At 67.6% G+C, this 24,544-nt stretch carries 26 protein-coding genes; 19 read left to right on the top strand and 7 right to left on the bottom strand.

The window, feature by feature from the left end:
• Positions 1 to 11: 11 nt before the first annotated feature.
• From K0O64_RS16375 to K0O64_RS16335, 9 genes are read left to right on the top strand one after another with little or no spacing between them, the layout of a single operon-like run.
• Entirely contained in the window at positions 12 to 1,016 is a 1,005-nt protein-coding gene (locus K0O64_RS16375) for an ABC transporter permease (protein WP_096311581.1), read from the top strand.
• Complete coding sequence (locus tag K0O64_RS16370) at positions 1,017 to 1,658, top strand: cysteine hydrolase family protein (protein WP_071944180.1); 642 nt, start codon at positions 1,017 to 1,019, stop codon at positions 1,656 to 1,658.
• Positions 1,655 to 3,235: an ABC transporter substrate-binding protein gene (locus K0O64_RS16365; RefSeq protein WP_071944182.1), complete on the top strand. Its 1,581-nt coding sequence runs from the start codon at positions 1,655 to 1,657 to the stop codon at positions 3,233 to 3,235. Before K0O64_RS16370 ends, K0O64_RS16365 begins: the two co-directional genes overlap by 4 nt.
• A gap of 5 nt (positions 3,236 to 3,240) precedes the next feature.
• A complete protein-coding gene (locus tag K0O64_RS16360) occupies positions 3,241 to 4,074 on the top strand; it encodes an N-acyl homoserine lactonase family protein (protein WP_096311580.1) in 834 nt (277 codons plus the stop codon).
• Positions 4,071 to 5,417, top strand: a complete 1,347-nt coding sequence (gene allB, locus K0O64_RS16355) for an allantoinase AllB (protein WP_096311579.1) — start codon at positions 4,071 to 4,073, stop codon at positions 5,415 to 5,417. Before K0O64_RS16360 ends, allB begins: the two co-directional genes overlap by 4 nt.
• Positions 5,414 to 6,160: an aspartate/glutamate racemase family protein gene (locus K0O64_RS16350; protein ID WP_096311578.1), complete on the top strand. Its 747-nt coding sequence runs from the start codon at positions 5,414 to 5,416 to the stop codon at positions 6,158 to 6,160. The genes allB and K0O64_RS16350 overlap by 4 nt, the downstream gene beginning before the upstream one ends.
• Positions 6,157 to 7,167 carry an allantoicase gene (locus K0O64_RS16345; RefSeq protein ID WP_096311577.1) on the top strand — a complete coding sequence of 337 codons (1,011 nt, stop codon included), beginning with the start codon at positions 6,157 to 6,159 and terminating at the stop codon, positions 7,165 to 7,167. The genes K0O64_RS16350 and K0O64_RS16345 overlap by 4 nt, the downstream gene beginning before the upstream one ends.
• Positions 7,168 to 7,172: 5 nt before the next feature.
• Positions 7,173 to 7,739 (top strand): hypothetical protein, encoded by a 567-nt coding sequence (locus K0O64_RS16340; RefSeq protein WP_225933464.1) that lies wholly within the window; start codon positions 7,173 to 7,175, stop codon positions 7,737 to 7,739.
• Positions 7,736 to 8,767 (top strand): isopenicillin N synthase family dioxygenase, encoded by a 1,032-nt coding sequence (locus K0O64_RS16335; protein ID WP_096311576.1) that lies wholly within the window; start codon positions 7,736 to 7,738, stop codon positions 8,765 to 8,767. The genes K0O64_RS16340 and K0O64_RS16335 overlap by 4 nt, the downstream gene beginning before the upstream one ends.
• 24 nt (positions 8,768 to 8,791) lie before the next feature.
• Here the strand turns inward: K0O64_RS16335 and K0O64_RS16330 are convergent, their stop codons facing one another.
• The 4 genes from K0O64_RS16330 to malQ are packed head-to-tail and all read right to left on the bottom strand — an operon-like array spanning position 8,792 to position 12,779.
• Positions 8,792 to 9,247 carry a nuclear transport factor 2 family protein gene (locus K0O64_RS16330; RefSeq protein WP_071944194.1) on the bottom strand — a complete coding sequence of 152 codons (456 nt, stop codon included), beginning with the start codon at positions 9,245 to 9,247 and terminating at the stop codon, positions 8,792 to 8,794.
• Positions 9,244 to 10,125, bottom strand: coding sequence for an LLM class F420-dependent oxidoreductase (locus K0O64_RS16325; RefSeq protein ID WP_096311575.1), 882 nt, complete (start codon positions 10,123 to 10,125; stop codon positions 9,244 to 9,246). The genes K0O64_RS16330 and K0O64_RS16325 overlap by 4 nt, the downstream gene beginning before the upstream one ends.
• Positions 10,126 to 10,134: 9 nt before the next feature.
• Positions 10,135 to 10,635 carry an NUDIX hydrolase gene (locus tag K0O64_RS16320; protein ID WP_096312879.1) on the bottom strand — a complete coding sequence of 167 codons (501 nt, stop codon included), beginning with the start codon at positions 10,633 to 10,635 and terminating at the stop codon, positions 10,135 to 10,137.
• Between the two features lie 2 nt (positions 10,636 to 10,637).
• Positions 10,638 to 12,779: a 4-alpha-glucanotransferase gene (malQ, locus tag K0O64_RS16315; protein WP_425574771.1), complete on the bottom strand. Its 2,142-nt coding sequence runs from the start codon at positions 12,777 to 12,779 to the stop codon at positions 10,638 to 10,640.
• A 30-nt stretch (positions 12,780 to 12,809) separates the two neighbouring features.
• Between malQ and K0O64_RS16310 the strand changes: the two genes are divergently transcribed.
• Positions 12,810 to 14,003 carry an MFS transporter gene (locus K0O64_RS16310; protein WP_096311573.1) on the top strand — a complete coding sequence of 398 codons (1,194 nt, stop codon included), beginning with the start codon at positions 12,810 to 12,812 and terminating at the stop codon, positions 14,001 to 14,003.
• Here the strand turns inward: K0O64_RS16310 and K0O64_RS16305 are convergent.
• Positions 13,972 to 14,295, bottom strand: a complete 324-nt coding sequence (locus tag K0O64_RS16305) for a DMT family transporter (RefSeq protein WP_071944199.1) — start codon at positions 14,293 to 14,295, stop codon at positions 13,972 to 13,974. The genes K0O64_RS16310 and K0O64_RS16305 overlap by 32 nt on opposite strands.
• Positions 14,295 to 14,639, bottom strand: coding sequence for a DMT family transporter (locus tag K0O64_RS16300; RefSeq protein WP_071944201.1), 345 nt, complete (start codon positions 14,637 to 14,639; stop codon positions 14,295 to 14,297). The genes K0O64_RS16305 and K0O64_RS16300 overlap by 1 nt, the downstream gene beginning before the upstream one ends.
• Positions 14,640 to 14,799: 160 nt before the next feature.
• Between K0O64_RS16300 and K0O64_RS16295 the strand changes: the two genes are divergently transcribed.
• The 6 genes from K0O64_RS16295 to K0O64_RS16270 all read left to right on the top strand — a co-directional run bounded on the left by K0O64_RS16295 (position 14,800) and on the right by K0O64_RS16270 (position 21,249).
• On the top strand, positions 14,800 to 16,344 hold the full coding sequence (locus tag K0O64_RS16295) for a carboxylesterase/lipase family protein (RefSeq protein WP_096311572.1): 1,545 nt from the start codon (positions 14,800 to 14,802) through the stop codon (positions 16,342 to 16,344).
• A gap of 109 nt (positions 16,345 to 16,453) precedes the next feature.
• Positions 16,454 to 17,335: a sterol desaturase family protein gene (locus tag K0O64_RS16290; RefSeq protein WP_071949789.1), complete on the top strand. Its 882-nt coding sequence runs from the start codon at positions 16,454 to 16,456 to the stop codon at positions 17,333 to 17,335.
• A gap of 33 nt (positions 17,336 to 17,368) precedes the next feature.
• Positions 17,369 to 17,851: a cation:proton antiporter regulatory subunit gene (locus K0O64_RS16285; RefSeq protein WP_071944205.1), complete on the top strand. Its 483-nt coding sequence runs from the start codon at positions 17,369 to 17,371 to the stop codon at positions 17,849 to 17,851.
• 5 nt (positions 17,852 to 17,856) lie between these two features.
• Entirely contained in the window at positions 17,857 to 18,981 is a 1,125-nt protein-coding gene (locus K0O64_RS16280; RefSeq protein WP_071944207.1) for a cation:proton antiporter, read from the top strand.
• Between the two features lie 28 nt (positions 18,982 to 19,009).
• Entirely contained in the window at positions 19,010 to 20,416 is a 1,407-nt protein-coding gene (locus K0O64_RS16275; RefSeq protein WP_096311571.1) for an NAD(P)/FAD-dependent oxidoreductase, read from the top strand.
• Positions 20,417 to 20,556: 140 nt separating this feature from the next.
• Complete coding sequence (locus K0O64_RS16270) at positions 20,557 to 21,249, top strand: Rv1815 family serine proteinase (RefSeq protein WP_096311570.1); 693 nt, start codon at positions 20,557 to 20,559, stop codon at positions 21,247 to 21,249.
• 61 nt (positions 21,250 to 21,310) lie between these two features.
• Here K0O64_RS16270 and K0O64_RS16265 read toward each other — a convergent pair whose 3' ends face one another.
• A complete protein-coding gene (locus tag K0O64_RS16265; RefSeq protein ID WP_071944211.1) occupies positions 21,311 to 21,751 on the bottom strand; it encodes a nitroreductase/quinone reductase family protein in 441 nt (146 codons plus the stop codon).
• Between the two features lie 101 nt (positions 21,752 to 21,852).
• Between K0O64_RS16265 and K0O64_RS16260 the strand changes: the two genes are divergently transcribed.
• The 3 genes from K0O64_RS16260 to K0O64_RS16250 are packed head-to-tail and all read left to right on the top strand — an operon-like array spanning position 21,853 to position 24,542.
• Complete coding sequence (locus K0O64_RS16260; protein WP_071944213.1) at positions 21,853 to 22,545, top strand: TetR/AcrR family transcriptional regulator; 693 nt, start codon at positions 21,853 to 21,855, stop codon at positions 22,543 to 22,545.
• 45 nt (positions 22,546 to 22,590) lie between these two features.
• Positions 22,591 to 23,082 carry a VOC family protein gene (locus K0O64_RS16255; protein ID WP_071944215.1) on the top strand — a complete coding sequence of 164 codons (492 nt, stop codon included), beginning with the start codon at positions 22,591 to 22,593 and terminating at the stop codon, positions 23,080 to 23,082.
• Positions 23,079 to 24,542 (top strand): FAD-binding protein, encoded by a 1,464-nt coding sequence (locus K0O64_RS16250; protein ID WP_096311569.1) that lies wholly within the window; start codon positions 23,079 to 23,081, stop codon positions 24,540 to 24,542. The genes K0O64_RS16255 and K0O64_RS16250 overlap by 4 nt, the downstream gene beginning before the upstream one ends.
• The last annotated feature ends 2 nt before the right edge of the window (positions 24,543 to 24,544 follow it).

Raw genomic sequence — 24,544 nt, 5'->3', positions numbered from 1 at the left:
GAGGACGTGAGATGAAAACGTTCATTGCCTCCCGACTGGCGGCCACGGTTGCGATTCTGGTCGCGCTCACCGCGGTGATGTTTGTGCTGCAGCACATTTCGCCGCTGGATCCGGTCAAGGCCCAGATGGGAGCCCAGTCGTCGGCGTCGGCGGTGGCAGCACGCCGGGAAGCGCTCGGCCTCAACGACCCGATCGTCACGCAGTTCTGGCACTACCTGACCGGGGCCGTGCAGGGTGATCTCGGCACGTCATACCGGACCCGGCACCCCGTCGCGTCCGATCTGGGCAGCTTCTTCCCGGCCACCCTGGAACTGGCGATCTACGGCATCGGGATCGCGCTGATCCTCGCGGTGTTGCTGGCCTTCAGCACCACATTGAAGTGGCGCGGCTCGGCGGTGCTGCGCGGGGTGCTGTTCACCGGTGCGTCGGCGCCGATGTTCCTCCTCGGCATTCTCGGGCTGATCGTCTTCTACCAGAAGCTCGGCTGGGTACCGGCCAACGGCCGTATCGGAATCAGCAATCCGCCCACCGGGCCCACCGGGCTGCTGACGGTCGATGGACTCATCAGCGGACGCTTCGACGTCGTCGCCGACGCGCTGCACCACCTGATACTGCCCGCGCTGGTGCTGGCGCTGGGCCCGGCGGTGGCGATCGGCCGGGTGCTGCGATCCAGCCTGCTGACCGATATGGACAGCGACTACGCGCGGACCGCACGGGCAAAAGGGTTGTCGGAGAGCCGGATTGTGGCCGGACACGTGCTGCGCAACTGCGTCGGTTCGGCCTTGTCGATGACCGGGCTGCAGGTCGGCCTGATGTTCGCCGGTGTGCTGGTTATCGAGCAGGTCTTCGGCTGGCCCGGCATCGGCCAGTACATCGCGCAGAGCATCCCGGTGGCCGATTTCCCGGCGATCGCCGGCGTGACGCTGATGCTCGGCGCCCTCTACGTCTTCATCAATACGGTCGTGGATCTTCTCCAGGCCGCCGCAGACCCCCGCATCGCAGTTACAGGAGGATAGGTGCCGAAACAGCCACTGATAGTGGGCAATCCGGTCTTGGTCGTCGTCGACATGCAAGAGAGCGGCGATATGCCCGTCGAGGAGGTGGGCATCCCGCACATGGCCGGATACGCCGACCGCATCGGCCGGGCGCGGCAGCTCATCGCCGCCGCGCGCGCCGCGACCATCCCGATTGTGTTCTTCCAGGAAGTGCACCGCGCCAACGGCATCGACTTCGGCCGCGAACTCGACGGTGTCGAAGGACCGCACTGCATCGACGGCCGGCCAGGCACCCCGCTGCACCCCGAGCTGCTGCCCGACTTCGACGGCCCCAATCACGAATTCCATATCGTGAAGCGCCGTTACTCCGGCTTCATCGGGACCGAATTCGAGATCGTGCTGTCCGGCCTGAAGGCCGACACACTGATCCTGATCGGCGGCCTGACCGACGTGTGCGTGCACTACACCTTCGCCGACGCCCATCAGCGTGACTTCCACGTGCGGGTGGTGTCCGATTGCGTCGGCGGTTCGTCGGAGTATCGGCATGAAGCCGCACTGGATGCCATGGAATATCTGCAAACCGGCGCAACGCGGACCACCGAGGAGATCCTCGACGCTTTTGCATCCCTCACCACCCCGGTACTAGAAGGAGCCGCCCGATGAAGAAAATCACCACGCTGCTCGCGATCGGCGCGACCGCAGCACTGGCTCTGACCGCCTGTGGCGGTTCGAATTCCGGTGGCAGCAGCACCCCGAACGCGGCTCCGACCGACAAGGTGCTGAAGCTGTCGTTCCTGCAGGATCCGGGCCAACCGCCGGACCCCGACATCTACTATGCAGGCCAGGGCCTGCTGCTAACCACCAACACCTATGAGGGTCTGCTGCAGTACAAGGGCGGCACCGACAAGGCGGAACTCCAACCGCTGCTGGCCACCGAGTGGACGGCGTCCCCGGACAACAAGGTGTTCAACTTCAAGTTGCGCCAAGGGGTGAAGTTCCACGACGGCACACCCTTCACCTCGGCCGCGGTCAAGGCGTCCTTCGATCGGCGCGCGGCCGTCAATCAGGGCCCGGCATACATGGTCTCGGACGTCGAATCGGTCACCACTCAAGGCGATTACGACGTCACCGTCACGCTCAAGGCGCCGAACTCGGCATTCCTGGACTACCTGGCCTGCCCATACGGTCCGCGCATGATGAGTCCCGACGGCCTGCAGAAGAATGGCGGCACCGACCACGCGCAGGGTTATCTGACCACCCACGACCTGGGCACCGGTCCGTACACGCTGACCGCCGCCGAGGTCGGCTCGAAGTACCAGCTGACCGCCTTCGGCGACTACTGGGGCGCCAAGCCGTATTTCGAGAAGGTCGAACTGCCGGTGATCACCGACGTCTCGGCTCAGCAGCTGCAGTTCAACAACGGTCAGCTCGCCGCGATCCTGCATGACCTTCCGTCCTCGGCAGTGCAGTCCTACCTGGACAACAAGTCGTTCACGAATTACTCACTGCCGACGATGATGTCGAACTTCGTCTACATCAATCCCAAGAAGGGGATGATGACCGACGCGAAGAACCGCAACGCCGTCATGCAGGCCATCGACGTCGACGAATTGGTCAAGCAGACCTACTTCGGCCGCGGCAAGAAAGCCGACCAGATCTACCCCGCGAACATGATGGCCGCTGAATACGGCAAGCAATCGGTGACCCATGATCCGTCGGTGCTGACCTCGCTGGCGGCGGGCCTGCCCGCTGACCAGAAGTCGGTCACCATCGGTTATGACTCGTCGAACCCCGATAACCAGTTGATTTCCAACCTGATTCAGACCCAGCTGGCGGCGGCCGGACTCAATGCCAAGGTTCAGGCCTACCCGACGTCGGAGATCTATGGATGGGTCGGCGGTGACGGTCAGGCGGCACCGGAGATCATGACCTACCTCGGCTGGCCGGACGCGCCGTCGCCCTACACCTGGGGGCACATCTCCTGGGATGCCGACGGCGGCCTGAACTTCTTCGGCTGCTCGGCCCCGCCGATCACCGACGCGCTGGCCAAGGGTCTGCCCACCGGCGACCTTGCGGATTTCTCCACCGCTGGTGAGGAAGCCGTGAAGACGGGTTGCTGGCTCAACATCGCCAATGTCAACGACTTCATGGTGGCCCAGCCATGGCTCAAGGGTGTCGAGCAGGCGCACGTGGTGACTGACCCGAACACGCTCAAGTTGGCCGCGCTGTCGGTAGGCTGAGCCGAATGGTTCTGGGAGACGGGAAAGTTCGCCGGATCGTCCTGCTGACCCTCGGTTGGGAGGAGCTGCCTAAATCGGTGTCGGTCTACGGGGCGCCGCCGGAGCTGCGGATGCGTGAGCCGGTTCCCGGTGTGCTGCTGCAGACCGACGGCGGCTGGGTGTTGCTCGACACCGGGTTCAACACCGCACTGATCCGCGATCCGGCGTTGTACCGGCGGTTCTTCCCGACCGTCGAGTACATCCCGGTACTCCCAGGACCCGGCGAGCCGATCGAGGAGTCGTTGCACGACATCGGCATCGACGTCGACGACATCCACCTCGTGGCGCTGTCGCATCTGCACCACGACCACGCGGGCGGCGTGAAGCTGTTCGCCGGCAAGGTCCCGGTGCATGCGCAGCGCCGCGAGCTGGAGTACGGGTTGTCGAACCATCCCGAGCCCGAACACAACGCGATCAACCGGATCGACTTCGACGATCCCCGCATCGACTGGGTGCTGGCCGACGGTGAAGCGCAGATCGCACCCGGGATCACCGCGGTGCCCACCTACGGCCACACGCCGGGGCATCAGAGCTTCGTCGTCGACCTCGACGAGTCGGTGGGCGGCGGTGGGTTCGTGTTCGCCTTCGACGCCGCCGATCTCACCGAGAACATCGAGCACGAGTTGCCGATCGGCGGGTTCATCGACGTCGACCCCGCCGAGACGGTCGAGCCGATCCGCCGGCTGAAGCGACTGGCCGCCGAGAAGGGGTACGAGCTGGTGCCCGGCCACGACCCGCATGTCTGGCCGGAACTGACGAGGGCCTTCGCGGAGCGGTTCGGCCCGGTGCCGCCACCGTGAGCACGGGCGCCGTCGAGCACGTCATTCGCGCACCGCGCGCGGTGGTCGACGGTGTGGTTCGCTCGACCGCGATCGGCCTGGCGGACGGCATGATTCGGGCCGTCGATTCGTTTGACGCCGGCTTCGGCGGGGTCAACGAGACGGTCCTCGATCCCGAAGTGGTGTTGCTTCCGGGCCTGGTGGACACCCATGTCCACATCGACGAGCCGGGTACCGACTGGGAGGGCTTCGAATCGGCCACCGCGGCGGCGCTGGCAGGCGGCATCACCACGGTGGTGGACATGCCGTTGGACAGTGATCCCGTCACCACGACAGTAGCGGCGCTGGAGGCCAAGCGATCGGTCGCCGACGGGGCGTGCCGCGTCGACACCGGATTCTGGGGTGGCATCGTGCCGGCCAACCTCGCGTCGTTCTCCGTGCTGGCCGGGGCAGGCGTGCTCGGGTTCAAGTGTTTTCTGTCTGAATCGGGAAACCCGAACTTCCCGCCCCTGGATGCCCACCAGTTCCGGGCGGCGATGGCCGTTGTGGCCGAACTGGATTCGGTGCTGCTGGTGCACGCCGAAAGCCAGCGGGTGCTGACCGGTTGCCCAGCACCGGCCGGCCGGTCGTACGACGATTTTCTGCGGTCGCGGCCCGACACCGCCGAATTGGATGCGGTCCGCATCGTGCTTGACGCGGTCGCGCAGACGGGTGCCCGCGCCCACATCGTGCACGTTTCGAGCGCGCAGGTGTTGCCGCTGATCGCCGACGCCAAATCGGCGGGCCTTCCGGTGACCGCTGAAACATGCCCGCACTATTTGACTTTCACCGCCGAGACCATCCCCGATGGTGGGACCCTGTTCGCAGCGTGCCCACCCATTCGCGGCGGTGACAACCGCGACCGGCTGTGGGCGGCCTTGGCCGACGGCACGCTCGATATGGTGGTCTCCGACCACTCGCCGTGCGCCGGTGAGTACAAGGATCTGATCGGCGGTGACTTCGGCCATGCGTTCGGCGGGATCAGCTCGCTGCAGATCGCACTCCCCGCGCTGTGGACGCACGCCGCTCGAGTGGGATTCGGCCTGCCTGACGTGTGCCGGTGGATGGCACAGGCACCAGCCGAACTGGCCGGTCTGGCCGACCGCGGTGTCATCGAGCCCGGGAAACGCGCAGACTTCTGCGTATTCGACCCCGACGAATCCTGGGTGGTGCGCGGCGCCGACTTGCGACACCGGCACCCACTGACTCCCTATGAGGGGCTCCCGCTGGCAGGAGCGGTGCGTCAGACGTGGCGGGGCGGACACATCGCCGGAGACGACAGCCGCGGGCAATTGCTGCGCGCCTCAGTTCGGGAGCCGGCATGAAAATCCTGGTCCTCAACCCGAACACGTCGGTCACGATGACCGCCGAAATCGATGCTGCGGCACGGTCCGCCGCTGCTCCCGGAACCGAGATCGTCTCGACGCAGCCGAATTTCGGGGCGGCCGCGATCGACTCCGCAGCGGAAAGCTATCTGTCCGCCGTCGGAGTGATGGACGTCGTCGCCACCCAGTTGGCCGCCGGGACGTTCGATGCCGACGCCGTGGTCTTGGCGGGATTCGGCGAGCACGGCAAGGATGCGCTGCAGGAGATGCTCGACGTCCCGGTGCTCGACATCGCCGAATCCGCCGCCCACGTCGCGCATCTCATCGGCAGGCGGTTCTCGGTGGTCACCACGCTGGCCCGCTCGATCGCCCCGATCGAGGATCGGCTGCTGCTGGCCGGTCTGGGCGCACACTGCGTGTCGGTGCGAGCATGCGGACTCGGGACCGCGGAGGTCGACGCCGACCCAGCCGGTGCGGTCGCCGCGATCGTGGCCGAAGCCGAACGCGCGGTGACCGACGACGGCGCAGACGTGATCTGCCTGGGTTGCGCGGGCATGGCGGGTGTCACCGCCGCAATCGCCGAGAAAGTCGGTGTGCCGGCCGTCGACGGCGTGGCCGCCGCAGTGGGTCTGGCGCAGATGCTCGTCGGGCTCGGTCTGTCCACCAGCAAGGCCGGGGTGTATGCGGCCGGACCGGGCAACGCGCGCACACATTGGCCACTATCGCAGGCGTTGGGCACATGACCGGATTGGACCTGGCCAGCCGTGCGGTCGGCGGCAGCGTCGTGGCGGCCAGCGACGAATCGTTCGGCTTCAAGGAGCAGCTGATCAAACCGGCCGAACCCGCCTTTGTCCCAGGCACTTTCGATCTGCGCGGTGAGGTGGTCGACGGCTGGGAGACCCGCAGGCACGCCGCCGCGCCGGATTGGGCCATCATCCGGCTCGGAGTGCCGGGACGGTTGCGCACCGTCGACGTCGACACCCGCTTCTTCACCGGAAACCATCCCACCGGCTGCACGCTGTACGCGGCGACGCTGGCTGCCGATGACGACCCGTGCGGCCCGACCGTGAACTGGCGGCTGCTGTCACCCCTGACCGCGCTGAAAGCCGACGCGCACAATCCATTCGCCGTTGACGACCCGCGCCGCTACACCCATCTCAAGCTGGTGATCGCCTCCGACGGCGGCGTGGCAAGGCTTCGGGCGTACGGCGATCCGATTCCCGACCCGACGCTGTGGGCCGGCGTGACCGTCGAAGTGTCCGGCGCCGAGCAGGGCGGACGCGTCGAGCACTGCAGCGACACGTTCTACTCCGACGCGCGGGCGATCATCGCCGCGGACCGGCCGCAGAACATGGGATCGGGCTGGGAAGCCCGGCGTCGGCGCGACATCGGTCCGGACACCCACGATGCGGTGACGATCTCGTTCCTGACATCCACCGACCTGGACCGGGTCGAAATCGACACCTCGTACTTCGTGTTCAACGCCTCCCGTGAAGTCTGCGTGTGCGGCACCCGCGACCGGCCAGACGAGCGGCGGCCCTGGTGGGCGTTGCCCTTCGACGAGATCGTGCTACCCCGCACCCGACTGCTTCCCGACGCACGGCAGGTCTTCGTGGTCAATGCTCCCGCGATCACGGCGATTCGCGTGCAGGCCTATCCAGACGGCGGCATCGCACGGGTTCGGGCGCTGGGCCGGCCGACCGGCGCCGGAATGGCACAGCTGCGGGCACAGTGGGACGCAGCACTGTGACACCGGTGATCACCGACTGCGCCGGACTCTGGCGTCGCACACTGCTGATCGACGCCGATGGGTCCCGCGACACCGGGACGAATGTGCTGTGGCTGCAAGGACTTTCCCTGTTCGTCGATGTGCGGGGTCCAGGGGAGGGGTTCGCCGGGCGGCTCGGGCAGCACGACGACGTCTTCGAGTGGAGCCGCCTGGTCGACCTCCAGCCACCTGGTCTGCCGGACGCGGGCCGGATGAGCTGGGCCGGTGACACCCTGGTCGAGGTCGGCGTGCACGCCGACTACACCGAACACTGGCAGCGTGAGCCCGGTGGCGCGCAGCCGTGTTGGGGATTGCTGGCCTCGGCAGCGGACGCGACGGGCGTGCTGGTGCGAGTGGGGGACCGATTTGGCTGGGCCCACCCGGGCGAGATCTCACTCGGAGTCGTCAGTGAAACCGACTGGCGGATAACCGAATCCAGCCATTCGGATCGAGCCGGCGCGGTACTGCGCCCTCGACTGACGTCAGGACAGCTGGGAGTCGACGACGACATCGCCTGGGACATCAACGACAGCGAAGGACACGTGACACTGTGAGCGGGACGACATCATTTCAAACGGTACCCGTCATCGACATCAGCGGATTGCGGTCCGCAGACCGGGCCGAACACGACCGGGTAGCAGCCGAACTCGGCGCAGCCGCCCGCGAGGTGGGGTTCTTCTACATCTCCGGCACCTCGGTCAGTGACGAGCTGTTCGGTCGGCTGCTCGATGCGACCAAGCAGTTCTTCGCCCTCCCAGTAGAGGAGAAGATGAAGTCCTATATCGGACTGTCCCGGTGTCACCGCGGCTACGTCCCGGTGGGCGAGGAGGGCTTCTACGGTGACAAGCCCGATGTCAAGGAGGCGTTCGACACCGCACTGGACCTGCCCGCCGACGACCCCGACCACCTGGCCGGCAACCCGATGCTCGGACCCAACGTGTGGCCAGAGCTACCCGGCTTCGCCGACACCGTCACCGAGTACTACCAGGCTGTGCTGGAAGTCGGCCGAGATCTGTTGGGCGCGTTCGCCGTTGCCTTGGGCGAGGATCCGGACACCTTCACCAGACATGCGACCAAGACGCCGAGCCAGCTGCGGCTGATCTACTACCCGCACAATCCGGACGCCGAAGACGCGCAGGGAATCGGTGCGCACACCGACTACGAGTGCTTCACGCTGCTCAAGCCCACCGCCCCGGGACTCGAGGTGCTCAATGGCGCAGGCGAATGGATCGACGTTCCGCCGATTCCCGGCACGTTCGTGGTCAACGTCGGCGACATGCTCGAGTTGTGGACCAACGGCGCCTTCGTCGCGACCTCACATCGTGTGCGCAAGGTGAAAGAGGAGCGGTACTCGTTTCCGCTGTTCTTCAACGTCGACTATCACACCGTGGTGCAGCCGTTGCCGCAGTTCGCCGACGGACCGTCGCGACCGGCGCTGGTGGCCGGCGAGCATCTGTTCGCCCAGACCGCGCAGACGTTTGCCTACTTGCGGTCACGGCTGGAGAGCGGTGAGCTGGTGCTGCCCGACGGGTCGTTGCAGACCGGCACCTTCGGCCAGCAGGCATTGCAATCGCGCGGCTGACTGCGCCGAGTGTGGACTCTGTTCTCAGCGCAGCCGGCGGGCAGGGCGAGTCTCGATCGCGTCGATGATCAACGCGCGGCGGGTCAGCAGCCACCCCGAGTCCGACCGCTGATAGTCGTCGTCGTAGCGCAGGTACCACACCAGATCGGTGACGCCCTCGGAGGCGCGGCTCCAATGGTGTGCGGTCGCCGCGATACGTCCCTGTGCGACATCGGAATCCGGGCCCGCGGTGTACACCTCGGAGTCGACGCTGTGATGGGTGCGCCCGACGCTGGTCACGGCGGCGAGTGCCTCGCGAATGGCGCCGCGGCCGCGATGCGACCGCGCCGGGGTCAGCACATCGGGAGGCTCCGGTAACACCAGTTCACCGTCGCTTGCGAACAACTCGAGCACGGCGTCGACATCCCGATCGTCGACTGCCGCGGCGTACCGGTGCACCACGCTCGACAGGTCCAATCGATCCGGAACCGAGAGTGTCACGGCGACAAGCCCAGCCGTTGAGCGCAGGCAGACAACAGATCCTCGGCCTCGGAGAGATCGGTGACCGGCGGCATACCCAGGACCAGCCGATCGGCGCCGGCCTCGGCCAGCCGTCCGGCGCGGTCGGCATCGACCTTGGTGACCAGATGGCCCAGTGACAACTCGAGGGAATCGGGGTCGCGGCCGGCATCCTCGGCCGCCACCCGCATCACCTCGACCAGCGTCGCCAGCTCACTGCCGCCGACCCCGAGCGGCTGGAAACCGTCGCCCAAGCGTCCTGCCCGGCGCGCCGCGAGCCGGCTGTGGCCGCCAATGTGAATTGGAATACCCTCGGCAGCAACGGGTTTGGGGTACGACATGGCATGGTCGAAGTCGTAGAAGTCACCGTGATGGCTGACGCCGTCGGGGTTATCGGCCCACAACGCCCTTAGCACCTCGATCTGTTCGTCGGCGAGACGGCCCCGACTCTCGAAATCCGCTCCGCACGCTTCGATCTCTTCGCGCAACCACCCGACCCCGACGCACAACCGCAGCCGTCCGCCGGACAGGACGTCGACCGTGGCGGCCCGCTTGGCCAGCATCACCGGCTGATGGTTGGGCAACACGAGCACCCCGGTGGCCAGACCCAGCGTCGTGGTCTGGCCCGCCAGGAAAGCCAGCATCTCCAGCGGATCGGGAACCGGACAATCCGGTGCCACCTCAACCCGCCCGGACGGATCGTAGGGATACACGCTGGTGTATTCGGTCACCAGCACCGTGTGCTCGGCCATGACGATCGACTCGAAACCACATGCCTCGAGATGGCGGGCGAACCCGGCCATCCACGCCGGGTCCGCGGTGACCCCGGCCCCGATCGGAGCGACGACGGCGACCTTCACGTCGTGAGGTTAACCCGCGGGATCTGGATCGCCTTCGCCCAGTCCCGGCAGATGAGTCATCAGCCGGTCCAGGAACACCACATGGCCATTGAGCAGCTTGCGGCGTGCCTGTGCCACCGGGAACCAGCCCACCCGGTCCAGCTCGGGGAACTCCTGAATGCGGCCCGATCCCTTCGGCCACTCCAGCGCGAACGTATTGCTCTGCGCCTCGGTCACATCCAGGTCGGCGTCCACTGCGAATACCGTCAGCACTTTGCCGCTGGGCTGCTTGACCGCGTCGAACTCGATCCGCGGGCCGACCGGCACGTCGCAGCCCAACTCCTCGGCGAACTCGCGCTGCGCAGCCGACCACGGGTCGTCGGTGTCGGGGTCGTACTCGCCCTTGGGAATCGACCACGCACCGTCGTCCTTGCGCGCCCAGAACGGCCCCCCGGGATGGCCGATGAGCACCTCGACGACGGCGCCGTCGACACTCCGGTGAAGCAGCACGCCGGCACTGTATTTCGGCATCGCTAGTCCGGCGGCGGCGTGGTCGCGGAGTGCATCGCCGCGGCGAGCGCCTGCGCCCGCGGGCACGTCAGCACGTCCTCGAGCAGCAGCGGAGACCCGTCGGGCCCGGTCAGCGGAACGCGCCAATTCGGATACTCGTCAGTGGTGCCCGGCTGGTTCTGCGTGCGACGGTCGCCCACCGCATCGGTCAACGACAGTGCCAGCAGCCGCGACGGGGTGCGGGCCAGATAGCGATACAGGCCGAGGATCACCTGCTCCTCGTCGGCACCGTCGCCGAGCAGCCCGACCCGGCGCAGCTCGGCCAGCCAGGCCGCCTGCTCGATACCGTCCTCGGCCAGTTCGTCCTCTGCGGGGCGGGTGAGCAGGCCGAGGCGGTCGCGCAGCCGCACATGTTCGCCGGCCAGATATCCCGGCGTCGGCGGCAGGTCATGGGTGGTGACCGAGGACAGGCACAGTTCACGCCACCGCTCAGCCTGAAGCGGTCCGCCGTCGCCGTCGCGATCCAGCTCAAACCACAGGATCGACGTGCCCAGCACCCCGCGGGCGCGCAGGTAGTCGCGGACCCACGGTTCCACCGTGCCCAAATCCTCGCCGACGACGACCGCGCCGGCCCGGTGCGCCTCGAGCGCGACGATCCCGATCATCGCGTCGTGGTTGTAACGCACGTAGGTGCCCTTGGTCGGCGCGGCGCCCGCCGGGATCCACCACAACCGGAACAGGCCGATGATGTGATCGATGCGGACCCCGCCCGCGTGCCTCAAGATGGCGGCGATCAGCGCGCGAAATGGTTGGTAGCCAAGCTCTTCGAGCTGATCGGGTCGCCACGGTGGTTGCGACCAGTTCTGGCCGAGCTGGTTGAACTCGTCCGGTGGCGCACCGGCGGTGACCCCGAGGGCCAGCACGTTTTGCAATGCCCAGGCGTCCGCGCCGTCGGGATGAACGCCCACGGCCAGGTCGTGCATGATGCCCAGTGCCATCCCGGTGCGCACGGCCTGAGACTGAGCGGCGGCGAGCTGATCGTCGAGTTGCCACTGCAGCCAGCGGTGGAAGTCCACGGCGGAGCCGTGCCGTCGAACGAAGTCGGCCACATCGGGATTGGCCGGATTCCGTAGGCCCTTCGGCCATTTACGCCAGTTGCCGCCGTACTTCTCGGCCAGCGCCGACCAGGTGGCGAAGTCGTCGAGGGCCTGACCCTCCCGTTTTTTGAAGGCTTCGAAGGCCAGCTCGCGGCCCGCTGACCGAGGAACACGGTAAATCGCTTTCAGCGCAGTGCGTTTCGCGGCCCATGCTGAGTCCCGGTCGATCGCGTCGATCTTGCGTGAGCGCGCCTGCACCGCGGCGCGCAATTTCCACACCCGTCCGCGTTTGGGCAGATACGCGAACTCGGGGACCGCCTCGACACGCAGGTACAGCGGATTGGTGAACCGCCGCGATGTCGGCAGGTAGGGGGAGGGCTCCATAGGTTTGGTCGGCGCAGCCGCGTGCAATGGGTTGACCAAAATGTAGCCGGCTCCGTGGCGTGCCCCCGCCCAGACCGCCAGGTCGGTGAGATCGCCGAGATCGCCTACGCCCCAAGAGTTCTTGGAGCGCACGCTGTATAGCTGGGTAGCCAGGCCCCACGTGCGCCGCGTACCCAGCCGCGCCGGTAGCCCCAGCCAGGACGGGGTGACGATCAAGGGCGTGCTCGACTCGGTGGCGCCCGAACGCAGATGCACGCGGTGATAGCCCAGCGGCAGATCGGCAGGCAACACGAACGTCGCCTCGCCGACGAGCCTGCCGTCCAAGTCATACGGCGGGGTGAAGTTGTCGGCCTGCCGCACACCGGTGCGGACGGTGCCGTCCTCCAGACGGACCCAGACGTGCGCCGGGTCACCGTGGGTGACATGGACCCAGAAGGACGTCTCACTGTCGGCGCGGCCGATGATCGTCGGCGGCAGCGGTCGCGACCAGTGGCGGGTGTCCTGCGCCGAAAGCGCTGCGGCGCGCCCCTCTTCGGTATGCGCCTCGACACCGAGCGCGGCCAGCACCGCAATCAAGGTGTCCTCCTCGACCGGCACCGAACGTCCGGTCCAGTCGTGGTACTCGGTGGCCACCCCGAACCGGTGGGCGAGTTCGGCCAGCGACGCAGCAGTCATGGCTGCCATCTTGCTCGGTTGCCCGTAACCTCGCCTCACATGGGCCGCCCGGGACGCGATGTGCACCATCGGCGGGCCCGCGTCGCCAGCGCCGCACTGTTCCTCACGAACGGGGCGTTGTTCGCCAACCTGCTGCCGAGGTTCCCCGAGATCAAGACCGACCTCGGACTGTCGAACACCGCGTTCGGGCTGGCGGTGGCCGCGTTTTCGGGCGGCGCGCTGCTGACGGGGCCGGCGGCGCCGGCGTTGATCCGCCGGTACCGCTCGTCGGTGGTCGCGGTCGCGGGCAGCGTGCTGATCGCCGTGTTCACGATCGTCGCCGGCCTGGCGCCGACCGGCCCGGTCCTGGCGGCGGCACTGTTCTGCGCCGGGGCGGCCGACTCGGTGACCGACGTCGCCCAGAATGTGCACGGGCTGCGGGTGCAGCGCGCCTACGGCCGGTTCATCATCAACTCACTGCACGCGGTGTGGTCGTCGGGTGCCGTGCTCGGCGGCCTGATGGGCGCTGGCGCAATCTATCTCGGCATTCCGCGCGCCGTGCAACTGTCGGCGTCCGGCCTGGTGTTCAGCGTGCTCTGCCTGATCGCCTACCACTTCCTGCTGCCGGGACCCGACCACGACGACACCGAATCCCGTACCGACGAGCGCGTCGCCGGCGAGTCCGGCCGCAGCGTCCACCTCGTGCTGGCCGCACTGGTGGCGATCGCGATCGCCGGGGCCGCCGTGGAGGACGCGGGCAGCTCGTGGGCCACGCTGTATCTGCGCGATTCGCTGTCAGCGCCCGCTGCGCTGGCCGCCTTCGGTTACGTCGCGCTGGTCGGCTTTCAGTTCATCGGCCGCCTCGTCGGCGACCGGCTGACCGACCGATGGGGACCGTGTGCGGTGGCCCGCGCCGGCGGACTGATCATCGCGGTGGGCATGGCGACGGCACTGGCGTTCCCCAGCATTCCCGGCACCATCGCCGGATTCGCCGCCGCCGGATTCGGCTCGGCCACCTTGGTGCCGGGCGCGATGCACGCCGCCGACGAGCTGCCGGGACTGCGGGCGGGCACCGGGCTGACGGCACTCACCTGGCTGATGCGGGTGGGGTTCCTCGGCTCGCCGATCCTCGTCGGTGCGATCGCCGACGCCGCGTCACTGCGTGCTGGCTTGGTGACGGTCCCGGCGGCCGGACTGGTGACCGTGCTGCTCGCTCGAGCTCTCAGTCCGCGGCGCCGGTCAGCTCGATCGTGAGCACCCCGGCGATGATCAGCCCGATGCCCCCCATCATCAGCGGCGTCAGCGGCTCGGCGAACAGCACCCGCGCGATCACCGCGATCAGGGCGACACCGGCCGCCGACCACACGCCGTAGGCGACACCGACCGGCATTCCCAGCGACAGCGTGACCGACAGCAGCGTGAACGACGCCAGATAGCCGATCAGCATCGGCGCGATCCAGACCTTCTTGCGGAAACCGTCCGAGGCGCGCAGGCACAGGGTCGCGCACACCTCGATGAGGATGGCGCCGGCCAGCGTCAGCCACATCACGGCGCGCCCTCCTCGTCGGCGACGTGCCGCGACCCGAGTTCCACCATCAGCACACCGGCGATGATCAAGACGATCCCGACGATGATCGGAGCGGTGAACGGGTCGCCGAAGATCAACGCGGCCAGCACGGCCGTTGCCGCAGTGCCGATCGCACCCCAGACGCCGTAGGCCACCCCGACGGGCATACCGGCGCGCAGGACCAGCGCCAGGAAGTAGAACGAGGCGAGGTAGCCGGTGACCACGAGGACCAGCCAGGCCGAATGATCCTGCGACGCGCGCAACGACAGGGTGCCGGTGACCTCCACGGCGATAGCGGCGAACAGCAGCAGCCATTTCCGCACGCCGGTCAGGATAGCTGGGCCGGCGAGTGTGGTCGCCGTCATACCGCGCCGCAGCGGTGACCGGATAGACGAGCCGTGCTGCGGCCGGTCACGTTACCCGTGGGTAGCGTGGATGGGTGGCGTCGTTCATCGACACCGCGCGAGCTGCAGGAGGTAAACGATGACAGCGGATGCGAGCATTCGGCCGGTCGTGGACAGTCCGGTCGTCGAAACCAGTTACGGGCCGGTCCGCGGCGCCGACGATGGCCGGGTCAAGACGTGGAAGGGCCTTCGCTACGCCGCCCCGCCGGTCGGCGATCTGCGCTGGCGCGCACCGGTGCCCCCGCAGCCCTGGACCGACGTGGCCGACGCGACGACGTTCGGTCCGGTGAGTCCCCAGCCGCGCAGCCCGATTCCGATGGGCCTCGGGACCCGCGCCGACGAGGACTGCCTGTTCCTCAACGTGTGGGCTCCGTCGGGCACCCAGCCCGGCGACGCCAAGCCCGTCATGGTGTGGGTGCACGGTGGCGCCTACATCTTCGGATCGGGCAGCCAGCCGATGTACGACGGCACGGTGCTGGCCCACGGTTCCGACGTCATCGTCGTCACGATCAACTACCGGCTAGGTGCGCTGGGCTTCCTCGATATGTCGGCGGCCGGATTCGACAGCAATGTCGCCCTGCGCGATGTGCTGGCCGCACTGCGCTGGGTTGCCGACAACATCGCCGCCTTCGGCGGTGATCCGGACCGGGTGACGTTGTTCGGCGAATCCGCCGGAGCCGCCATCACCACGACACTGCTGGCCGTGCCCGAGGCCGCGGGGCTGTTCTCCCGGGCCATCGCCCAGAGCGCGCCGGCCACCTCCATCTACGGCAGGGAACGCGCGAAGGAGATGGCCGAGCTGTTCCTCGAGCGGCTCGGTATGACGGCGGACGAGGCGCAGCGGGCTCCCGTCCAAACGCTGGTCGACACCTCGCAGGAGGTGTTCGACCACGTCCCGTCGACCAGGCCCGGACTACTGGCGTTCGCCCCGACCGTCGACGGGGACCTCGTCCCGGACTACCCGGTGAAGCTGGCGCGGGCCGGCAAGACGCATCCGGTGCCGCTGCTGATCGGGACCAACAAGAACGAGGCGGCGCTGTTCCGGCTGATGCGCTCACCGTTGATGCCGATCGCGCCGAAGGGCGTCCGAACGATGTTCGGTGAGATGGCCAACGACCAGCCGGGCCTGCAGCTGCCGACCGCCGAGCAGATCAGTGCGGCCTACCCCGCCAAGATGGCCCGCACCCGCAGCCTCGGCGTGGCCAGCGACGTGGGCTTCCGGATGCCGACGGTGTGGTTCGCCGAGGGGCATACCGCGGTGGCGCCGGTGTACCTCTACCGGTTCGATTGGGCCACACCGCTTTTCAAGGCCATTCGGCTGGGCGCAGCGCATGCCACGGAGTTGATCTACGTGTGGGGCAACCTGATCTCGGGTCCCCGTGACGTGACCTTCAAACTCGGTGGGCTCAAGACCGGCGAGGAGCTGAGCGAACGCATGCGAGCGCGGTGGACCAGCTTCGCGGCCACCGGCGATCCGAACCTGCCGATGGGGCAGCCGCGCTGGGCGCCGTACCGCACCGACGACCGCGCCACCCTGCTGATCGACCGCGAGGACCGGGTCGTCGACGACGTGGACGGTCCGATCCGGCAGGCCTGGGGCGACGAGGTGCTCAGCTTCCGCTGACGCTTCTTGACGCCGTGTCTAACAAGGCGTCGAGATCGGGTTAGACTCCCGGTCAGGAGGTGTCAGAGTGGACCGAATCGGGGAACTGTTGTCCGTTCTCCCGCCACAGATGCGCGAGCCGGTGTTGTTCGCGATCCCGTTCTTTCTGCTGCTGCTGACGATCGAGTGGACCGCCGCCCGCAAGCTCGAGCGGCTGGCTGAAACCGAGCAACCCGCCTCGGGCGCCTACCACACCCGCGACGCGTGGGCCTCGATCTCGATGGGCCTGATGTCCGTGGCGACGATGGGGGCCTGGAAGTTCGGTGCCCTGCTCGGCTACGCCGCGCTCTACGCCTACGTCGCGCCGTGGCACCTGTCGCCGACGAAGTGGTACACGTGGGTGATCGCGATCGTCGGGGTCGACGTGCTGTTCTACGCCTACCACCGCATCGCCCACCGGGTCCGGCTGATCTGGGCCACCCATCAGGCGCATCACTCCAGCCGGTACTTCAACTTCGCGACCGCGCTGCGCCAGAAGTGGAACAACAGCGGTGAGATCATCATGTGGATTCCCTTGCCGCTGTTGGGCATTCCGCCGTGGATGGTGTTCACTAGCTTCTCGATCAGCCTGATCTACCAGTTCTGGATCCACACCGAGCGCATCGACAAGCTGCCGCGCGCCTTCGAGTTCGTGTTCAACACGCCTTCGCACCACCGGGTGCATCACGGGATGGATCCGGAGTATCTCGACAAGAACTACGGCGGGATTCTGATCATCTGGGATCGGCTGTTCGGCACCTTCCAGCCCGAGCTGTTCCGCCCGCACTACGGCCTGACCAAGCCGGTCACGACGTTCAACATCTGGAAGCTGCAGACCCACGAGTACGCGGCGATCGCCCGCGACGTGCGCTCAGCTCGCCGCTGGCGCGACCGGCTGGGCTACATCTTCGGGCCGCCCGGCTGGCAACCCACCACTTCGGCGCGGCCGGCGGCTACGGTGGCCACCAGTTAGTCAACATCGGTGCCGTCATCGAGGATGGAGCCCATGGAGGTCAAGGAAGTCCTGCTGCCGGGAGTCGGGCTGCGCTACGAGTTCGACAACGCCGAGGGCAACCGCATCGGCGTGATCGCACGTCGCAGTGGCGATTTTGAAGTCGTCGTCTACGGCGCCGCCGACCCCGACCAAGCCCGCCCGGTGTTCCGCCTCACCGACGAGGAAGCCGACGCACTGGCCCAGATCCTCGGGGCGCCGCGCATGGTGGAGAGCTTTGCCGACCTGACCAAGGAAGTGCCGGGACTGGACGCCGGCCAGGTCGAGATCGTGGCGGGATCGCCGTTCGTCGACCGGCCGCTGGGTGACACCAAGGCACGCACCCGCACCGGTGCGTCGATCGTGGCGATCGTCCGCGACGAAGAGGTCCTGGCCTCACCCAAACCCGACCAGGTGCTGCACGCCCGCGACGTTCTGGTGGTGATCGGCACCGAGCAGGGTATTTCGGGCGTCCGTCGAATCGTCGACCAAGGCTGATCTAGGTGGCTGTGTCGGCGGCGCTTCTCCTCGAACTCGGCGTCATCTTCACGGTCCTGACGATCCTCGGAACCCTGGCGCGCCGCTACGCGCTGTCGCCGATCCCGCTGTACTTGCTGGCCGGGCTCGCGCTGGGCAACGGCGGGATCGCTCCGATCCCGGCGGCGGGGGAGTTCGTGTCCGCCGGCGCCACGATCGGCGTGGTGCTGCTGCTGTTGACCCTGGGCCTGGAGTTCTCCATCGGCGAGTTCGCCGCCAGCATGCGGCGTCACCTGCCGTCGGCCGGCGTCGACCTCGTTCTGAACGCCACCCCGGGGGCCATCGCCGGCTGGCTCCTCGGCCTCAACGTCGTCGGCATCCTGGCGATGGCGGGCATCACCTTCATCTCCTCGTCGGGCGTCATCGCCCGGCTGCTCAACGACCTGCGCCGGTTGGGTAACCGCGAAACCCCTGCGGTGCTGTCGATCCTGGTACTCGAAGACTTCGCGATGGCCGCCTACCTGCCGCTGCTGGCGGTGCTGGCGGCCGGCGGAACGTGGTGGGAGGCGCTGCTGTGGATGGGCGCCGCGATGATCGCGCTGGCGGCGGTATTCGCGGCGTCGTATCGCTGGGGCCACCACCTGGGTCGGCTGATCAGTCATCCGGACGACGAGCAATTGCTGTTGCGCATCCTCGGGCTGACCCTGCTGGTGGCGGCCGCCGCCGAACATCTGCACGCCTCGGCGGCGGTAGGTGCGTTCCTGGTCGGGTTGACGCTGACGGGGGATACCGCCGATCGGGCCCGCGCGGTGCTGACCCCGCTGCGGGACCTATTCGCGGCGGTGTTCTTCGTGGCGATCGGGCTGTCGGTGGCCCCGAGCGATCTGGTGCCGATGCTGCCCGCGGCCGTGCTGCTGGCGGCGGTCACCGCGGTCACCAAGGTGGCGACCGGTGTGTACGCGGCCCGCCGTGACGGCGTCGGCAGGCCGGGCCAGCTGCGCGCGGGCACCGCACTGGTCGCCCGCGGCGAGTTCTCGCTGGTCATCATCGGGTTGGCGGGCACCACCGTCGCCGCGATCGGATCGCTGGCCACACCGTATGTTTTCGTGCTCGCCATCGTCGGGCCGCTACTCGCGCGGTTCGCCCGGTAGCGCGGCCACGTCATGGCACCATGCTGGGGTGCAGACCGTATTCGATCGCCGAGTCGACCCCGCCCTGATCGCCCGGGCGCTGGGGTCAGCCGCGCATCGATCGATGTGGTTGGACATCCCGCGGCCCGACTACCCGACGCTGTCCGGCGGCCTGACCTGTGACCTGCTGGTGGTCGGCGGCGGGTACGCCGGTTTGTGGTCGGCGCTGCACGCCAAGGAGCGTCATCCCGGCGCGCGGGTGGTGTTGATCGAAGCCGAGCAAGTCGGCTGGGCGGCCTCGGGACGCAACGGGGGCTTCGTCGAAGCCAGCATCACCCACGGCGCCGAGAACGGAAAGTCGCGCTGGCCAACCGAATTCGATCGTTTGGAGAAACTCGGCCTGGCCAACCTCGACGGCATGCAGGCCGATATCGAGTCCTACGGCATGAACGTGGACTGGGAGCGCACCGGCATGTTGACGGTGGCCACCGAGCCGCATCAGGTCGAGTGGCTGGCCGAAGGGGCCGACGACGGCGAGGGCCGGTTCCTCGACGAGGCCGCCGTCCGCGATGAGGTCGCCTCGCCCACCTACCGGGCCGGCCTGTGGGCCACCGACACCTGCGCGATCGTCCATCCTGCCCGGCTGGTGTTCGAGCTGGCCCGCGCCTGCGCCGAGGCCGGCGTGGAGATCTTCGAACACACCGCGGCGCTGTCGGTGCACCGGGAACGGCGGGGGATTCGGGTGGAGACCCGCGCCGGCACGATCGAGGCCGATCAGATTGTGTTGGCCACCAACGTCTTTCCGAGCCTGCTCAAGCGCAACCGATTGCACACCATTCCGGTCTACGACTACGTCCTGGCCACCGAGCCGCTGACCTCCGAACAGCTGGACCGCATCGGATGGCGCTCACGGCAGGGCATCGGCGACAGCGGCAACCAGTTCCACTATTACCGCCTCTCGGCGGACAACCGGATCGTCTGGGGCGGCTACGACGCCGTCTACCACTACGGCCGCCGAGTCGACCCGATGTACGAGGACCGGCCGGAGACCTACCGCAAGCTGGCCGCGCACTTCTTCATCACCTTCCCGCAACTCGAGGACGTCCGCTTCAGCCACCGCTGGGCCGGTGCGATCGACACCAACACGCGGTTCTGCGCGCACTGGGGGCTGGCCGGCCGCGGCCGGATCGCGTACGTCAACGGATTCACCGGTCTGGGCGTGGGTGCGGCCCGGTTCGCCGCCGACGTCTGCCTGGATCTGCTCGACGGTCACGCCACCGAGCGGACCGAGTTGGAGATGGTCAACCGCAAGCCGCTGCCGTTCCCGCCCGAACCGGTGGCCAGCGTCGGTATTCAGGCGACCCGGTGGTCGCTGGATCGGGCCGACCACAACCAGGGCAAACGCAATCTCATCCTGCGCACTCTCGATCGACTGGGACTGGGTTTCGATTCCTGAACCCAACTGACGGGGATTCCTGCGGCGACACGCCGGGTACGTCATAGTTCGTTGGTAACGATTTGAAATCGGCGCCGATACACAGTCGAGATACTTTCGCGGCGCGTCCTTGACGTACCGCCGACCGATCGGGGTGTAGGGTGACTCGCTTTTCACTGGGATGTGTCGTCTCCGCCGCGGCCGTGGCCGTGTCCGCGTTCATCGCCCCGATCGCCCAGGCCGCGCCCGGTGTGGTGGTGTCGCCCGGGATGGAAATCCGCCAGGCCAGCAATGTCTGCACGCTCGGCTACGTCGACCCGGTGGCGCGAGTCGCGTATTCAGCAGGCCACTGCCAGGCCGACGGCCCGGTGACCGACCGTGACGGCCGGTTCATCGGCATGGTGACGAATTTCCAGGACAACACCCCGGACGGCGCCGTCGTGCGCACCGATCAGGTGATCTCCGACTACGAGATGATCGCCCTGGGCGCCGACGTCGCGGTCAACAACATCCTGCCCGGTGGCCGTCAGCTGGTCGCCGAGGCCGCCCCGCCGATGGTCAACGGCCAGCCGGTGTGCCACTTCGGTGTGATCACCGGGGAGAGCTGCGGCTCGATCGAGCGGGTCAACAACGGCTGGTTCACCATGCAGAACGGTGTCGTGAGCCAGAAGGGTGACTCCGGTGGCCCGGTGTACATGCCGATCGACAACAACAAGGCCGTGATCGTCGGGCTGTTCAACAGCACGTGGGGCAACCTGCCCGCCGCGGTGTCGTGGGTGGCCACCAGCCAGCAGGTGCGTGCCGGCGCCGACGTCGTCAATGTGGCAGCCGCGGAACAGGCCAACGGCAACTGACATTGAGTGAGCGCTGACGCCGCATATGCCGCGCGGACCTGACACGTGAGCGCTCAATCAACTAGCGGGCGAGCGCGAACACCGGGATTTGCGGTGCGGCAGCGCGCAATTCGTCGGTGCTCGACTCCGGTGTGAGACCGGCGATGTGCCCCTTCACCTCCCAGTACCACCGGTCGAGATAACTCTTGAGCAGTTCCGGCTTGGCGTCGTCGTCGACCTCGGTGAGCGCGACGGGGGTGCGCCGCCAGCGTGGGCCCATTTCCACCGCGCCGGCCGCCCGCGCGTTGCGTGCCCACTGGGTGTTGCCCCGAGGTGAGACCAGGTAGTCGGTCCCGTCGACCCGCAACACGTTGACGACCACGCGGTGTGGCGCCCCGGACTTGCGTCCCCGCACCTGCAGGGCGCGGGTGCCGGCGATGCTGATCCCCGCCTCGGCGAGCTGACGGATGACGACATTGAACGCGCGGGCGGCGGCGTTCGGGCGGTCATAGTGCGTGGTCATGGATCTCCTACAAAGTTAGAGAGCACTGCTCTTGTTTTGAGAATGCCAGGCGCTCTCGGAAAAAGCAAGAGCAGTGATCTCGAACGTGCGAGACTCGGCGCGTGGGGAAACGACAGGACGCGCGACAACGCATCGAGGCCCAGATCGTGGAGCTCGGGCGCCGGCAGCTGGCCACCGAGGGTGCGGCCGGATTGTCGGTGCGCGCGATCGCCCGCGAACTCGGCATGGTGTCCTCGGCGGTGTACCGCTACGTCGCCAGCCGCGACGCGTTGCTGACCCTGCTGCTGGTCGATGCCTACTCCGACCTCGCCGACTCCGTCGGGCAGGCCCGCGCAGGCGCCGATGGCAGCTGGCGTGACGATGTCGCCACGATCGCCCGCGCCATCCGGAACTGGGCGCTGGACCAGCCGGCCGAGTGGGCGCTGCTGTACGGCAGTCCGGTGCCGGGCTATCACGCCCCGGCCGAACTCACCACCGGGCCGGGCACCCGGGTGATCGGCATGCTGTTCGACGCGGTGGCCACGGGCGTGGCGACCGGGGACATCAGCCTCACGGAACATCATGTCGCACAACCGATGTCGACAGATCTGCTGCGCGTGCGCGACGAGTTCGGCTTCCCCGGTGACGACGCGCTGGTGATCCGGTGCACCGCGGTGTGGGCCATGATGATCGGCGCCGTGAGCCTCGAGGTCTTCGGCCAGTACGGGACCGATACGTTCACCGATCCCCGGGTGTTGTTCGACCAGCAGATCGAGCTGGCCGTCGACCTGCTGACCGCCGGGCCGCAAAACTAGAACACGTTCTAGCCACACCGGCAGGGCGGGGATATCCTCAAACCGATGACCAACCAGACACCTGTCCAGATCGCGTGGGTGACCCGCGACCTCGACGCCACCGAAGCGGCGCTGACCACGCTGCTGGGGGCCAGGAAATGGATCCGGATGCCCGACGTTCACTTCGGGCCGGACAGCTGCCAGCACCGTGGCGCGCCCGCCGATTACACGGCCGACATCTCCCTGAGCTACGCCGGCGACACCCAGCTGGAGCTGATCGCGCCGACCCGCGGCGAGAGCATCTACACCGAGTTCCTCGCCGAAAGCGGACCGGGGCTCCACCACATCTGCGTGGAAGTCCCTGACGCCGACGCGTTCGAGGCGGCGCTCACCGGCGCGGGCCCGACGGCCGAGGTGGTCGCCCGCGGTGTGATGCCGGGCGGGATGCAGTTCGCGTACCTGTCCGCCGCCGCAGCCGGGGTGCCCTACCTCGAGATCGCGTACATCCCCGACGACATCCGCACGTTCTTCGACTATGTGAAACAGGAGCAGCAATGAGTGGCCTGGACATTCCCACGACCGTCGCCGCCTCGGACGTGACCGAGTGGTCCGACGAGTTCGACGTTGTGGTGATCGGGTTCGGCATCGGCGGCGGCTGCGCGGCGGTCAGCGCCGCGGCTGCGGGCGCGCGGGTCCTGGTACTCGAGCGCGCCGCCGTCGCCGGTGGCACCACCTCGATGGCCGGCGGCCACTTTTACCTCGGCGGTGGGACCGCGGTCCAGCAGGCGACCGGCCACAGCGACAGCGTCGAGGAGATGTACAAGTACCTCGTCGCGGTGTCGCGGGAGCCGGAACTCGACAAGATCCGCGCCTACTGCGAAGGCAGCGTCGAGCACTTCAACTGGCTCGAGGAACTCGGCATCGCATTCGAGCGGACCTACTACCCAGAGAAGGCGGTCATCCAGCCCAACACCGAGGGCCTGATGTTCACCGGCAACGAGAAGGTATGGCCGTATAAGAACATGGCGGTGCCCGCCCCGCGCGGCCACAAGGTGCCGGTGCCCGGTGACACCCAGGGTGCCGCGATGGTGATCGACCTGCTGCTCAAGCGGTCCGCCGAACTGGGTGTGCAGATCCGCTACGAGACCGGCGCCACCAACCTCATCGTCGACGGCGATGCCGTGGTCGGAGTCGCATGGAAGAAGTTCGCCGAGACCGGCTCGATCCGCGCCAGAGCCGTGGTGATCGCCGCCGGCGGGTTCGTGATGAACCCCGACATGGTCGCCAAGTTCACGCCGAAGCTCGCCGAGAAGCCGTTCGTGCTCGGCAACACCTACGACGACGGTCTCGGCATTCGGCTGGGTGAGTCGGTGGGCGGAGCGACCAAGCACATGGACCAGGTGTTCATCACCGCGCCGGTCTACCCGCCGTCGATCCTGCTGACCGGCATCATCGTCAACAAAGAGGGCAAGCGGTTCGTCACCGAGGACTCCTACCATTCGCGCACATCGGGTTTCGTGATGGATCAGCCGGACAGCGCGGCATACCTGATCGTCGACGAGGCGCACATGCAGCGCCCGGAGATCCCGCTGATCACCTTCATCGACGGATGGGAGACCGTCGAGGAGATGGAGGCCGCGTTGGGCATCCCGACCGGCAACCTCGTCGAGACGCTCAAGAACTACAACGAGAACGCCGCCAAGGGTGAAGACCCTGAATTCCACAAGCAGCCGGAATTCCTTGCGCCGCAAGATAAAGGGCCGTGGGGTGCCTTCGACCTGACGCTGGGCAAGGCGATGTACTCGGGCTTCACCGTCGGCGGCTTGGCCACCGACGTCGATGGCGAGGTGTTGCGCGCCGACGGCAGCGTGATCCCCGGCTTGTATGCGGCGGGGGCGTGTGCGTCCAACATCGCCCAGGATGGCAAGGGCTACGCCAGCGGCACGCAGCTGGGGGAGGGCTCGTTCTTCGGCCGCCGGGCCGGAACGCACGCCGCCAAGGTGGCAGCCGCCGTCTGAAA

The organism is Mycolicibacterium pallens, from assembly GCF_019456675.1.
In the GTDB taxonomy this organism is placed as follows: domain Bacteria; phylum Actinomycetota; class Actinomycetes; order Mycobacteriales; family Mycobacteriaceae; genus Mycobacterium; species Mycobacterium crocinum.
Note: the sequence above shows the minus strand (reverse complement) of the source record. Positions and strands in the feature narration are given on the sequence as shown.